This is a genomic window from Wolbachia endosymbiont of Rhagoletis cerasi, assembly GCF_018454475.1.
GTDB lineage: Bacteria > Pseudomonadota > Alphaproteobacteria > Rickettsiales > Anaplasmataceae > Wolbachia > Wolbachia pipientis.
Window position 1 is genome coordinate 1 of the sequence record NZ_JADCNC010000015.1, and the last position, 14,397, is coordinate 14,397.

Sequence of the window (14,397 nt, forward strand, 5' to 3'; positions counted from 1 at the left end):
AATCTTGTTGTCTCTCAAATTAAGACAACTAAGACTTAAGTTAGCATCAGCTAAAACTTTTACATCTTTATCACTAATATTACAACCATGTAAATGGAGCTCTTTAATCTCTGGTGTCTTTTGCAAAAAGCGCACTAGTTCTTTTATATCCACATTCTTTTGTTGTAAATATAAAAGGGTGTCATGAACATCTTTTTTAAAATTCATTTTTGTACCCCCATTATCTCACTTATAACTATTATTTCAGTAGTTATCAAACATGTCAATAAATTATATAAAAACTTATAGAAAATACCAGACTCTATAGCGTCACAAAAAATTTGTTCATTTACTTTCTTCAAAAACATAAAAACAGTACGTATATTTGTGAGAGCGCGTTGCGTAAAAATAGGGTTGTGAAAACAAAAACGTAAAATTGTTGTAACAAAGCTAAGCAAATTGGTTCGTATGTAAATGTGGTGAAAGCAGGCTAATATAGCTAACTTTACGGTATAGTAGAATTACTATAAAGAAAAGTTCGCACAGAACAAGCGGTAGACCAACTGATCCCAAAAAAACTTGTTCTCACGCTTGTTATTTTAAGTTGCTGAAAGTGGTTGTATCGGTTAGGTTATTAGTAATATATTTTACTAAATTAATACCAATTCATTTGAGAATAAAAAGGAAAACTAAGGTAAATTTATAGCAAAAAAGGTTTGTGCTCATCTTATGACAAAGATGCAATAGAAACTCTCATGGAAAAGAGGCAAAGATTGTGGAAGTATATAGAAAAAGCTTTATGACGCTCAACGAAAAAAGGGAGGCGTTTGGCTTGCTGATGTTGCAGGTGATGATGAATTGAATTAAAAATTTTATATATAATGTAAGTGTAGTAATATTAATAAATATCAAATATTTATACTGCATTATCATCTAGCATACTAACAAATTAGAGGTAATTTATGAACGAAATACAACAAAGAGAGTTAAATGAACAACTTTTTAATGCTGTTGTACAGGGTAATATAGGGCAAATTGAGGAGTTAATAGTAGCTGGAGCAGAGGTTAATGCGGTAGATGAGGGTGAAAAAGCTTTTTCACGTCTTTCTGCTTTAAGTAATACAAGGGAAAGAGGGGTAGTAGAGGCAGCGAATATTCAGCAACTTAGACTCACTCCTTTACATTATGCTGTTTTAAGTGGCAGAGAGATGGTAGAGCTTTTAATCGAAAAAGGGGCAAATATTAATATGGTAAGTGAAGATGGACCTACTCTTTTACATTATGCTGCTGCTTTCAGTGACAAAAGAGAGGTGGTAGAGCTTTTAATCAAAGAAGGGGCGAATGTTGATGCGGTGGATGATAATGGCAATACTCCTTTATTTTCTGCTGCTTTAAGTGGCAAAAGAGAGATGGTAGAGCTTTTAATCGAAAAAAGGGCGAATGTTGATGCGGTGAATAAGGTTAAAAATACTCCTTTACATGCTGCTGCTTTAAGTGGCAAAAGAGAAGTAGTAGAGTTCTTAATCGAAAAAGGGGCGAATATTAATGCGGTGAATGAGAGTAAAAATACTCCTTTACATGCTGCTACTTTAAGTGGCAAAAGAGAAGTGGTAGAGCTTTTAATCGGAGAGGGGGCGCATATTGATGCGATAGATGATAATGGCAATACTCCTTTAAGTTGGGCTGCTGAACATAGCCAAAAAGGTGTGATAGAGTCTTTACTTGAAAAAGGAGCGAATATTGATGTGATAGATGGTGATGGCAATACTCCTTTAAATTGCGTTATTATCTCGAATAAAATAGACAATGCTGAGTTAATAGTAAATCACATAGCAAAACTGGAAGCTACTGGCTTATATGTCAGTCCAGAGAATATACAACTTAAAGCTCAGATAATGCCAGAAATAGAAAAAAGAATATTTCTACATAATCATAAACCATTGATTGATGCTTTATCGACGCATTATGGAAGTAATTTTCAAGCAATGACATTTACTGGTATAAAGAACAGGAGTACGAAATAATACACTAATTTACTTTGTAGACTTCGAAGATGTTACAACAAGACATGTTCCTACACTGAAAGTCAAGACATTTGCAGAGATGGTTAAAAATAAAGATATAAATAGTAACCTTGAGTGCCCAAGCACTGAACAAACTCAAGGAGCTAGTCAGTCTCTTAATTAAAGAAGGATACATGGAGACCTGCTGCGAAAACAAGAAGAGGTGTTCCTCGCTTGTATGAAGTATTTTTAAACGTGGTTTTTTTAAAGATCATAATTACCACAAAAACTGGGCTTTCCTTTTGCAGCAGGTCTTAAGCCTCCGCAGCGGACCTTCCGATTCCAAAGCAACTTCTTCTCTGTTGCATTTATTGGTTTGTGGAATAGTAGAAATATTGTTTTAATATCTACATAAAGACATACATATAATTAAGAAAAAGACAGAAGAAAAGAATATAAGAAATTAGAACTGACAAGCAAAAACTTGCTTTTTTATTAAATACGTGTACAATTTAGGCATGTGTTTTTAATTTTGAGGTATAGGTATGATAGACTTTATGAAGAATGAATTTGAAATAATATTGCAGGGGATAGAGGAAAATCCAAGTATATACAGCAATAACACAACTACAAGAATAGCAAATGAATTACAAGAATATAATTCAAGAAGGTCAAGCGAAATTAATGAATCTAGTGAATCTATTCACCACAAAATGCAGCTATTGGATGAAAACTATAACAGAGAGACACAGTTATTGAGTGAAAACTATGGCAGAAAGATACAGTCGTTAAACTACCAGTACAATAGTAAATTGTTACAGGAGCTGCATAACAATGCCAATAGTAGTAAATCCAATTATGATTCTAGACATGCTATACCTGATTATGATTGGGAATATGAAAGGTATAATAATAGTTTGAAAGATAGCGAAGCAAAATTTAATATGGAATTCAAGAAATATGAGAATGAGCTCAGAGAGTTAGAGCAGGAGCGTTGTAGTATAAAACATATAATGCATGAATGTAATCAGTGGAAAAAACATGGGTTTGATATAAATTACATTTTCAAAGTACAAGATGATTCTAACCATACAAAAGAATATACATTATTACATTTTGCTGCAAATTTTGGGGATATAAATGTTACAAAATTACTGTTAGAAGGAGGAGCAGGTGTTGATATAAAAGATCAAAACGGAAATACTTCTTTGCACTTATCCGCATCCAATGGCTATATAGACATAGTAGAACTTCTAGTGAAAGAAGGATCAGACCCTAATGTAGTGAATAAAGACGGAAATACTTCCTTGCACTTAGCTGCTGCAAATGGCCATATAGACATAATAGAACTTCTAGTGAAAGAAGGATCAGACCTTAATGTAGTGAATAAAGACGGAAATACTTCCTTGCACTTAGCTGCTGCAAATGGCCATATAGACATAATAGAACTTCTAGTGAAAAAAGGATCAGATCTTAATGTAGTGAATAAAGACGGAAATACTCCTTTACATAGTGCTTTCTATAATAATTGCACAAAGGTAGTTAAGTATTTAATAGGAAAAGAACCAAGTATGAAAGAAGTTGTAGAGCATCTAGTGAGGTGTGTAGTAGAAGATAGAGCACATACGTTACTAAAAGGTCGTACTCCTTTACATTTAGCTGCTATTTATGACTGCACAGAAGTAGCAGAGTCTTTACTGAAAAAGTGGGAAAATCCTTTGTTAAAAGACACTAATGGTAAAACTCCAAGAGAGTTAGCCACAGATGAAAGTTTAATACAGCTTTTCGGGGAAGCAGAAATAAAACAACAAGAATATAATGCAACCAAGTGGGGTCTTGTTAGTGGCGGATCAACAGCAGTATTAGGTATAGCTGCGACAACCATTTTTGCAACAGTATTTACAATTGGATTTCTGCCTATAGTAGGGGCGGTTGCTGCAGCCACAACACTTGCGTTAGCGGTTGGTGGGACTACATATATGATATTAAAGCCCAGTGCTAAAATAGAGAGAATCGAATGTGAAGAAACATACATCTGCAGAACTTAGGCTTGTTGAAGTTTAGCTCCTTGTGTATGGAATATGCAACTACTATCGGCTTGATGTGCATCCCCAAAGTGTAGTGGTATGGGCGGTATCTGACTCATAGACGTCGTTTCAATTATTAAATATGTTAAAGTACAAACATGAATGAGTTAGAAAAAGTTTGTTCAAGCTATATGAAAAAGTGAAAAATCTAGGGGTAGTGTGCTGCAAGACCTACCCATTCCAAAAAAAAATTGTTCTCACGCTGGCTGGTTTTGGTTGCTGGAAATGGTTGCATTGTTTAAATTTATTAATGTTATACACTACCAAATTAATAGTTGCTCATTTAAGAACCTCCTTCAACTTTACCCAACTCGACACATATACTTTTTGAAACATTGCTGCAAGTAGAAAAAAACAGGTTACCCACCTTAACTTCTTTAAATTTGCTCACAATCTTTACTTGATGCATAAGGTTTTTGTTACACTCCTTTCATCTACCGATTACCTCTACCTACCGCCTTTACCTTGGCTAAGGTCAGAAACACGACTAGCTTCAGGACTTTCTAAGCTTGACTGTGGCAGGTCACCAAAATTACTGGAATCACTAACACCAAGCGATATAGGTGCTTCTACTGGTCCACACCCTCCTCCCACTCTGTGATATCCTAATTCTAGATAAGTACGTAGTAATGGATCAATTTGTTCTCTATTTTGAATGTATGCTTGCAATTGCACATCTTGAAATCCCGGATTATTCCTGAATAATTGCGAAATGCCCACTCTTATGTTCTGAAAGTAATTTCTATCTCTGTTTGGGTGGCCTCTTCCAAGAAAATCGCGTATTATATTTATGATATTCTGCACTTGCCCAACAGGATTTTCGTTTAGAACTCGATTAATATCACTAGCATTTTCTAATGCCCATAAACCACAATTCCAACCATCTGTTTGCTGACTAACAGAAACATTATTAATCCTGATATTATTTCCTAAGTTATTTTGAATGATATCAGTAATACCACCTGGAACAGCAGTAGCAGTTGAATCAGCATAGTACCCAACATAGTTCCCATTTTGACGTTCAATCACTAGTGTAACCCAATGAGTATTATTTAAAGTAATGATTAAAGTTAAACGCTGTTGTTTTTCATTTTCCCTAAATTGATTTAATACTCTAACAATATGCTCGTTACCGTCATTCCTTGCCAAATTAGCTACTTCAAAAGTGTGATTACCTTCAGTACGAAGCTGATATCGCAATCTTCCAGCGTGAGCTATATCAATTTGTTGAAGCCAGTAATCATAATGTCCATTTCTCGTCGCAAATTCTAGTGTAAGTAGATCATTTACTTCTATCCCTTGATTTCTAAGAATATCTCTTATTTGTCTTCTTATCTCTTGTGCTGTAGGAATGGAATTATCACCTCCCCTTATTCTTGACCTTAGTATTTCTAGGAGTTGTTGTATACTACCTTCGAAGGTAATAATACTAACACATCGATTATCACCTAGATCAAACGGTAAAATCCGGTTCCGTCCGGGATTTTCTCGAATATAATTTATTAAATTTTCACGAGTCTGATCTGATAATAGACCCTCTGGTGGATTTTCATCAATAACACTTTCAGGTCCCACTAATACTCCTGGTCTTGAGTCACGACCACCACGATCAAGTCTATGTACATACTCTTCTCTTCCTATTCCTTCTGGAATAGATATAAGACCTTCTACTCTCTCTGCACCTGCATTAAATATAAGAGGAAGTAAAACCACCTCATTTCCAGAAGTAATAGGCACATATCCTCTCTGCTTGTTTATAAGTTCTTTTATTTGATCTTTTGCGTTATTCTCCTTTTGTATTATTTCTTCTGCATTACCAGCAAATCTTAATATATATCCAATTGGATGAGTATCTGCTGTAGGTTGCCTTAATAATAAAAGGTCTAATCTCTGTTCTGTAATTCTTGTGAGTATTGCCCTTTCTCCTTCTTCTTCCTGACCCCTTTTCAAACTATATGTTTGACCAACTTTATACATAGCAAGCACTTTATAAGGATTATCACTAGCATAAAATGTACCATGTAGTATAGAACGAAACTTATCCTCACTATTAACATTTATTGCGTCCCTAAGTGGCATCAATATTCCAGAGATCTCTTGAAACAGCTCTCCATGATGACCTACATCTTGCCAGCCATCATTCATAACCCTTTCTGAAATACCATGTACATTTTCAGCATTAGGTACTTGTGCAAGATCACCATCAAGAAAATTATTTGCATTATTATTTTGGTAATCGTGATATAAACCAAGGTCATTTGGTTGATCAATATCTAGCTCAAATTGGTCATTAAGTGTGCATGAAACTTCCCATACATGAACATTATTTCCATTAATATTAAGATTTTCTAAATTGATTGCTCCTTGTTGTTGTGCATCGTGAGCTCTAATATGAAGTATAACTATATCAGAACCTTCAGCATGAAAGACCATAGTTAAACATCTTAAACCCTCATCACCATGTCTAAATATGTATTTTGTTATAGGTGCTTCGTCTTCTTCTTCTAGTTCTAAAGGGTGCCTATCAAAAGCACTACTTCCAAAAGTAAAACCAGTTATACAATCAAATACTCTGTTATAATTATCTGCATTTCTTGGTATTTCACCAGGAAGATGTTGAAGCAAGAAATCTCTAATATTCTCTCCAACCTCTTCATCTTCTATATACTCAAACAATCTTTGTACTAAAGGAAATCTATCCTGTTGAAGCCCTACTGTATCAACACTAAAAGGATCTAGATTTAAATTAAAATTTAATCCAACACAGACAGTATTTCTTGATTCAGTATGGATAGGTATAAATGAAAAAACATGCAATCTTTCAGCGTGACTTCTGGCGCGGTTTAATGCGATATTGGACGGTGCCCTTGTAGCAAGATTAACAACAATAGGAATATTTTCTCTTTCTGCTTGGTGACGTACAAGAAATGCAACATGTGAGTTTCTAGGAGATAAGTCAAGATCGATGCCTATTGTGTAGCGATGACTAAAATTTGCTAAAAAACCTAATAAAAACCCGTGACTCTCAAATTTTTGATTGCGATTTTCAATATTATTTTCTAGCGCTTGTCTGCAATTATCATAGATGTCAGTTATGTATGGCAAAACTTCCCTGTGCATTCTACGTTCTACATTTTGTCTTTGGTTATTTGCTAGTATTTCCATAAAGTTGTCAATCCTTTGTTGACCTTGTGCTACCTGTGCAAAATTGACTGATCTATCAAGTTGTCTGAGCTGATTTTGATTGAGTTGTCTTCCTTTTATTTCCTGAATTGTCAATCTGTGATCTCCTAAGAGTTGTCTAAGAAGACTAATCTCAGATGCTGAATATTTGGCAAATTTATCTCTACCCCTAAAATCCTTTTCACGAATCACCTCGAATACTGTTGCAATTGCCTCTCCCTGACTCTTGCCCTTTCCATGCATGCATACTTTATATTGCTCAAAATTTAGGTCTTCTGCCCTTAAATTCGGATTTTGCCGTCTAATCTCTTGCACTAGAGCATTTCTCTCCCTTGTACTAAACCTTAACCCATCACTGTTAGGGCGATCAGAAATGCTGTAATACTTGACAACTCGCTGTCCGTCACGACTACGAGTTGAAACAGCAACCTTTAAGTTTCCTGTATTTCTATTCCTACCACCTGTATCAATACCATGATTATCAAAACGAAAATAGACTCTCTCATTTGCAGTTAAGATACCAGCATCATGTGCAGTAGCAAACATACTAAAAAAGAATACAGGAAGGAAACGACCTGCACTCACATGATACAAAAAAGATGGACATTGATCTAAAAAAGATTCAAATCCTTGTCTGAATCCTTCAAGATCTCCATCCACCAAACTCCTAATAAATCCATCACCATTACTCATACAAAATACCCCTTATTTACTACGACCAGAAACACCAAGAGTTCATAAGTGGATTACTTATTACCACTAAGCGTAAAGACGCTTTTTTTCTTATAAGAAGAAACACCACTTACACTAGGAGTTCCAAGCTCAGACTGTGGACCATCATCAACTGGCAAAGTTGTTTCCTTACTACCATGAGCTTTAGATCGTGACCGTAAATTATTCCAAGGACCATCACCTACAGGTGGTAAAATTGTTTTCTCTAACTCAGAGAATAATTCTTCCGCAAATAGACCGTAATCCACATTTACTTTTTTACCTGGTCTTCCAGCTAATCTAAGATTTTTTGTTATTAATTTTTTAAAGAACTCAAACTTTTCAGGAAAGCAATCTTTAGCAAATAATATTACATCTAATATTTCTTTTTTCTCTACTTCTTTTTCCTCATCAGACTTATAAATGTCTTCTCGTTTCCAGTTAATTATTAACCCTGCAAGCATGTCCTGTATAGGAACTATACAATTAGAAATATTAACAGAAATCTTTCTGTATTCAATAAAGCAGTCACATTTCCAAATCTTCATAATAAGAGATCTAGCTTGAACATTTGATTCAGGATTTTTCAACATTACATTTGAAAGTGAGTAAAGAAGGAGGTCATACTCATCCTGTGAGAGTATTTCCTTTGAATGATCACCTCGTGCTGAAGCTTCCTCATAACACCAGCACTGTACCAAATCATGAACCGTATCAAAAAAACATGACTCTATTAATTCAGCAAGAAGGGAATATACTCCCTTATCTTTCTGCAGCAATTTCTGTAAAAGAGTATCTTTATCACCTATATTCCTTACACAAAAATCTAAAATAGGAGCATCTTTCTCAACAGATTGAACGCGAGACAGAGCAATAATAGCTTCTGTAAGTTTCTTTTCCTTATCTTCTTCTTTTAAATGATTATAAAAATACTCTACTCCTTCACTCCACTTAAGTTTTACAGCACTGTCAAAACCTTCTGACGCGTTACTTGGTTGCTTTAATCCCCCAGATTCTCTATCGATCCAGAAATCAAACACAGGACCTTTCCTCTTTATGCTATCTAGTAACGAGTTTCGTACGTATTTGCCAATTTCAGTTTCAGTTTTACCATCAAATGCACCAGGAGGAAAATTGTTCCTATAAGATTCAAATCTTTTTTGAAAGAGTGGATGAATTTTATCTACCACACAGTAACTACAAGCCATCTCATATTTGCGAAGTGGATTATCTATTCCACCTATTTTTTCTTCAGTAAACCTTTGACCTAAAGCAGCATTATCCAACCTTACACCTGACCAGCAACCTTCATCTTGGAATACATTGTGCAAAAACTTCAACTTATCACCCTTAAAGTATTTTATGTGCTCCATAAAGTTATCTTGAAGGACTCCCACCCATCTCTTGATAGCTGACTTCCTCCCGGCAGCAACTGTTGGATCTGGATGTTTAATAGCTTCCTGTAATTTTTTGGACATCGTAGCCCGAAGCTCTTTCTGTGTTGGCATTAACCCCTCCTATTAAGTATTTATATAAAAAAGGCATTGTACATACATTAGAATGGATTGCAACATAAAAATTACTAGAATAGAGGACTTAATAAAAAAAACGTTATGGCTAAAACTTTTCTTCTTGAATGTCCTTAATGTAATCAATAGAAAGGCCGATCATTTTAGCTATAACATCTATAGAGACACCGGCCTTAAGTGAATTCTTTGCAACTTCGATTTTCTCTGCTTTTCTGCCTTCGGCTCTGCCTTTTTCATGTCCGATTTGGATGGCTTCTCTATTTATGAGCTGTATTAGCTGTGGTGTTGTGTAGCAGATTATCCAATCTGGTGCTTCTCTGCCATTTTCCCACTTAGCAAATCTCATCTTTTCCTTGAGATAATATCTCCTATAAGCTTCCACAGCACTGCTGCATTTATACTGATCCGGCAGTGCTTGTATAAAAGCTTGCATATCAGTTGATCGAAAAATGAGTAAATCCTTATTACTATCACACCAATTTATTACTTCCTCTGATTTATGCTTCCTTTTGTATCGCTGTGTATACTCTTTACACAATTCTTTTCCATACTCTATCAACCAACAAAAGTTTCCTTTCGATTGCCTAGCCCACAAAGAACAAGGATGATTGCTGTGAGTGAGTTTATATGGAACTTCTATATCCTGATCTATGACACTAACAAAAGGATTTGGCGCTTTTAATGCTATTGAAAAAACATTACTTAATAACTGAGCAGTTTCTAATGGCATTTTTACTATATGCTTATCACATAACATTTTTGCCGCAATCTCTGGGTTTTCATCTAGTACAAAGATGTTCATCTAAACATCCAAAGATAGAATCAGCTTAAGTCTTTAATTTCATTAGCTGTAAGACCAGTAGTTTGAGCTATAATATCAATAGAAACACCTGCTTTTAGTAGATTCTTTGCGACCTCAATTTTCTCTGCTTTTCTGCCTTTTTCATGTCCGATAAGGATGCCTTCTTCTCTACCTTTTTCAGTAGCATCATCAAGTTTTTGAGCGAGGACAGCCTGTTCATCAAGAATACGTTTTATTTCCTGTTCATAGGCAATAAATTCTTTTTCTGACCAGTTAAATCTATTTAGTTCTTCATAGGCCTTTTTAATTATTACATCACTACCTATTATTTTTTCCAGCTCTTCTTCACTAGTCTCATCTGCATATTTAAAGAAGTAGATCCATTTTTCAACTATATTTGAAAGCTGATCCTCTTTGGTTTTTGGAAATTTTGGCAATTCAATAAATATGAAGTAAAAATCTTTTAGATCGTGTTCATTAGTATCTTCATCCCGAATAGTATGCTTTGATTTATACTCAGACTTGTCCGGAAACAGGATACAATCTGCTATAGCAATGAAGATAATTTCCTTAAGGTCTTGGTATTGATCACCTTTATCGGCTTGTCTTGAATACGCTTTAGCTGCATAGTATTGGGCACGTTTTTCAAAGCCTTTAGTTTTAGCGACCTGCATCTCGACGATCACTTGCACCCCATCTTCATCTCTACAGAGAACGTCAACAATACTTTGCTTTTTAGCAGCAATATCAGGGTCTTGAATAGTACTTAGAAACTCTATATCCTTTATTGCACTTTTGTCAGTGAAGCCAAGGATATCATTGAGGAAGTGAATAAGAATATCTTTATTTTTTTCAGTACCGAAGATACGGCGAAAAGATATATCATTTTTGGGGTCGAGAAACTTCGAAAGAGCCATGAGAAAAAAACCTAAAAAGCATTAATAATTATACATAATTCTGAAGAAATGTTCAAGTTTTTTATTTTTTTAAGTTTTGAATGCGTTGATGAAAAAAATGTCTCCCATAGATGGCCCTAGAATGCTACTACGCACCTTAGACGTCCTTTTGTACATCTTTTTATATCCCCATCATAAAGCGCCTAAAAACCCCGGCAAATGAATTCATGAATTTAGTAGTTATAAAAAACTTCAAAAATACCTATTTTGGGTGTGAGAGGCCAATTTCCTAATAAAAATACGAGCGTAAAAACTCAATTACGATTATCGTGAGATTAACCTCTCACACCTTCATAATAAAAAATCAGAAACTTAATATCAACATATTTCAGTAGAAAATTTATGTTAAATCCGTATCCTGTTAGTATGGGCGAAAAAAAGAAGGTTACAATATATACAAGATGGAGTTTGTTCTGGAAACCCTGGTCCAGGAGGCTGGGCTGCTGTAGTTATGTATGAAAATAAAAGTGTCTTTATCAAGAAACGTATCTCTGGAGGTGAGGAAAACACAACGAACAACAAAAGGGCTGTAATTAACGGGCTAAAGATGTTAAAAATTTCTTGTGAGGTTATTTTACATACAGATAGTCTCTATGTTAAACAGGGTATAACAGAATGGATCAGCAAGTGGAAGGCAAATGGTTGGAAAACAGCAACTAAAAAACCAGTAAAAAACATGGAATTATGGAAAGAGCTAGATGAAGTTGCCTTACAGCATGACGTTAGTTGGAAGTGGGTTAGAGCTCACAATGGTAAACGAGGAGGCGGATAGACTGGCTAGAAAAGAAACTAAAAAGCTGAAATACAGAAGTTATGAGATTGAGAAACCACTAAAAAAGAGAAGAAACTCCAAGTTACGTAGATTAAAGACCGTAGCAACATAAGTTACCTGTGCCATTTTAGCTTGTCACAGCATAGGCATTGAATATACTAGTTTTCAACAGGCATCTGGAGAGTTAGTTGTTTTGAAATCGTGTGAAAAAGAGTGACCGCTAGTAACATTAATAGTAGCCGTATAAAGCATACTAACGCTACAAGATATAAAATAGCGCAAAAGATAAGAAGCTGGAGGCTAAAGCGAGGATATACCCTAAAAGATCTAGCAGACAAAACAGGTATAAACTATCATACGCTGCGAAGATATGAACAAGGGATATGTGGCATTCCAGATGAAGAATTACAAGTTATAGCAGATGCATTATCAGTTAGTTTGAGTGATCTACTTCCTAGACAAAAAGTACTCAAAGAAAACAGTTGTTTTGATAAAAGTAAGATCCAATGGATGTACGATTTCATAGGAAAATACACAAAAACAAGGGGGCGAGAATCACGTAAAGCGATTTATGCATTAACCAAATCTATTCGAGCTGAAGAGGAAAATGATGTAAAAGCAGCGAGAATAAGAATGGCAAAGAATATGCTAAAGGCAGGATTTGCTACTGATATAATCTACCGAGCAACAGGTTTATCAGCTGATGAATATGATAATAAAGAGGAAAAGGGTTCTAAGCGTCCAAACAAAAGGCAAGAGATGAAAAAGTGGAGGATAATACAGGGATATACGCAAGAGGAATTAGCAAAAGAGCTTGGTGTAGGAGGTCCACAGGTACATTACTATGAACAAGGGAGCACCATGTTCGGTGAAAGGTTATGGGAAATAGCGAGAAAATTATCAGTGGATGCTAAGGATCTGGTGCTTAAATCAAAGGAAGAAGACTGCTGTGAAGACGAAGATGGTGAAGGAGAAAAAGAACTATTAAGTTGGGCGAGAGAGTTACAAAAAATTAACAATCAAGAATCACAAGATGAACTGGATACATGGGTAGAATTTTTATCCCAAAGAAGGCAAATTTACAAAGAAAAGATTGATAAAGCAGAGGGGATCAAAGTTGCAAATAACCTACTTATACTAGGTGTTTCTGTTGATGCCATTTCCCAAACAATAGGTATACCTGCTGAAGCAATAGATTTATATCACCTTAAAATACGAGTCTAAAAATGACATTGTTTAAAGAAATCAGCAATTATTAATATCTTTTATATTTCCATAAAAAAATAAACAAAAAAAATTGAAAAATTGATTTGACTTCGCCCGAAAGCTATGGCCTTATGCCAATACTGCTAAAAAAATAGCAGTAAACATTTAAAAAAAATTTATTATTAGTGAAGGATATATTATATGAATAATAAGAATAAAAGTAAAGATCGTAGAAAAGAAATAGAATTTAGAGCATTGAACAGTGGAGGTAAAGCTCTACGTGATGATGAAATAATGGAAACGCTTCTAAGTTCAGTACATCAAGCTCAAGCTATTACTAAAAATCTAGTGAATACTTGTACAGGAATAGGAGGCATTCTAGGTCGGGAAATAGATGAACTGCAAATGATAAGAGGAGTAACTAAACCTGCAGTTGTAGTGATTACATGTGTTAAGGAAGCTAACAAGAGGGCACTAAGAGAAGGGTTAAAGAGAGGACCGGTAATGGGTAACGAAAAGCTCATAGAATATATAAGGGTAAGTATAGGCCTCTCAGCGAGAGAAGCTGTCCAGATAATATATTTGGATACACAGCGCCGTTTTATAGACGACGACGTGCATTTTGGTACAATAGATGAAGTGCATCTATATGAAAGGGAAGTGGTAGAAAATGCAATCGGAAGGAAGGCAGCATCAATAATATTAGCTCACAACCACCCTGGAGGAAGTTTAGAGCCATCAGAAGAGGATAAAAATATGACAATGGAATTGGCATCTGCGTGTCAATCGGTGAACATTGAGCTGTTAGATCATATTCTGGTAACAGACAAAGGCCATCTCAGCTTTAAGAAAAACGACCTGTTATAAAGGTATGGGAATGCCAAATTTTTCAGGTTTGGGAAGTTTGGCTACCACTGCTAGTGGCAAACAATACGAAATATGAATATAAAAATCAAGTAGCAAAGTGCTTTAAGGAAAGCATATTTCTATAGCTGAGATTTGGAAAAAGACATCACAAAAGTTGCAAAATATACAAGATCTTTGTATAGCTTGTATATTAAGTTACAATAAAGGAATAAAAGCCTGAATAGATCTGTTCTTTTATTATAAATAGTTGCAAACTATACAAGATCTTTCTATAATTTGTATATTAAGTTAATAGTAAAGCA

Annotated in this window: 9 protein-coding genes and 1 pseudogene; 5 read left to right on the forward strand and 5 right to left on the reverse strand. The window is 35.0% G+C overall.

Going from position 1 to position 14,397, the window contains the following annotated elements; genetic code table 11:
* Positions 1–207, reverse strand: a 207-nt coding sequence (locus tag INQ25_RS05535) for a hypothetical protein (protein ID WP_213863262.1), incomplete at its 3' end; no start/stop codon positions are given.
* Positions 208–941: 734 nt separating this feature from the next.
* Here INQ25_RS05535 and INQ25_RS05540 point away from each other — a divergent pair.
* Positions 942–2,003: an ankyrin repeat domain-containing protein gene (locus tag INQ25_RS05540; RefSeq protein ID WP_151808102.1), complete on the forward strand. Its 1,062-nt coding sequence runs from the start codon at positions 942–944 to the stop codon at positions 2,001–2,003.
* Between the two features lie 524 nt (positions 2,004–2,527).
* Positions 2,528–4,030: an ankyrin repeat domain-containing protein gene (locus INQ25_RS05545; protein WP_174516139.1), complete on the forward strand. Its 1,503-nt coding sequence runs from the start codon at positions 2,528–2,530 to the stop codon at positions 4,028–4,030.
* 486 nt (positions 4,031–4,516) lie between these two features.
* On the opposite strand, the gene INQ25_RS05550 is transcribed toward INQ25_RS05545, so the two are convergent.
* The 4 genes from INQ25_RS05550 to INQ25_RS05565 form a co-directional block, all read right to left on the reverse strand.
* Positions 4,517–7,945, reverse strand: a complete 3,429-nt coding sequence (locus tag INQ25_RS05550; protein ID WP_246484107.1) for a cytoplasmic incompatibility factor CifB — start codon at positions 7,943–7,945, stop codon at positions 4,517–4,519.
* 53 nt (positions 7,946–7,998) lie between these two features.
* Positions 7,999–9,471: a cytoplasmic incompatibility factor CifA gene (locus INQ25_RS05555; RefSeq protein WP_213863263.1), complete on the reverse strand. Its 1,473-nt coding sequence runs from the start codon at positions 9,469–9,471 to the stop codon at positions 7,999–8,001.
* 109 nt (positions 9,472–9,580) lie between these two features.
* Entirely contained in the window at positions 9,581–10,294 is a 714-nt protein-coding gene (locus tag INQ25_RS05560) for a pyrimidine dimer DNA glycosylase/endonuclease V (protein ID WP_015588934.1), read from the reverse strand.
* A 20-nt stretch (positions 10,295–10,314) separates the two neighbouring features.
* Entirely contained in the window at positions 10,315–11,211 is an 897-nt protein-coding gene (locus INQ25_RS05565) for an Rpn family recombination-promoting nuclease/putative transposase (RefSeq protein ID WP_213863264.1), read from the reverse strand.
* A 381-nt stretch (positions 11,212–11,592) separates the two neighbouring features.
* On the opposite strand from INQ25_RS05565, the pseudogene rnhA reads away from it, so the two are divergent.
* From rnhA to INQ25_RS05580, 3 genes and pseudogenes are all read left to right on the forward strand, one after another.
* Positions 11,593–12,035: pseudogene (rnhA, locus tag INQ25_RS05570) on the forward strand (ribonuclease HI); the annotation flags it as partial.
* A 200-nt stretch (positions 12,036–12,235) separates the two neighbouring features.
* The gene (gene wmk / locus INQ25_RS06740) at positions 12,236–13,246 is read left to right on the forward strand and encodes a WO male-killing family protein Wmk (protein WP_213863265.1); all 1,011 of its coding nucleotides are present in this window, start codon (positions 12,236–12,238) and stop codon (positions 13,244–13,246) included.
* A gap of 183 nt (positions 13,247–13,429) precedes the next feature.
* The gene (locus tag INQ25_RS05580; protein WP_174515767.1) at positions 13,430–14,095 is read left to right on the forward strand and encodes a JAB domain-containing protein; all 666 of its coding nucleotides are present in this window, start codon (positions 13,430–13,432) and stop codon (positions 14,093–14,095) included.
* The last annotated feature ends 302 nt before the right edge of the window (positions 14,096–14,397 follow it).

What these genes read in the sequence shown, in the direction of transcription:
- INQ25_RS05540 (WP_151808102.1), top strand. Translation starts at nt 942, where the DNA reads ATGAACGAAATACAACAAAGAGAGTTAAATGAACAACTTTTTAATGCT.
- INQ25_RS05545 (WP_174516139.1), top strand. Translation starts at nt 2,528, where the DNA reads ATGATAGACTTTATGAAGAATGAATTTGAAATAATATTGCAGGGGATA.
- INQ25_RS05550 (WP_246484107.1), bottom strand. Translation starts at nt 7,945, where the DNA reads ATGAGTAATGGTGATGGATTTATTAGGAGTTTGGTGGATGGAGATCTT.
- INQ25_RS05555 (WP_213863263.1), bottom strand. Translation starts at nt 9,471, where the DNA reads ATGCCAACACAGAAAGAGCTTCGGGCTACGATGTCCAAAAAATTACAG.
- INQ25_RS05560 (WP_015588934.1), bottom strand. Translation starts at nt 10,294, where the DNA reads ATGAACATCTTTGTACTAGATGAAAACCCAGAGATTGCGGCAAAAATG.
- INQ25_RS05565 (WP_213863264.1), bottom strand. Translation starts at nt 11,211, where the DNA reads ATGGCTCTTTCGAAGTTTCTCGACCCCAAAAATGATATATCTTTTCGC.
- INQ25_RS05580 (WP_174515767.1), top strand. Translation starts at nt 13,430, where the DNA reads ATGAATAATAAGAATAAAAGTAAAGATCGTAGAAAAGAAATAGAATTT.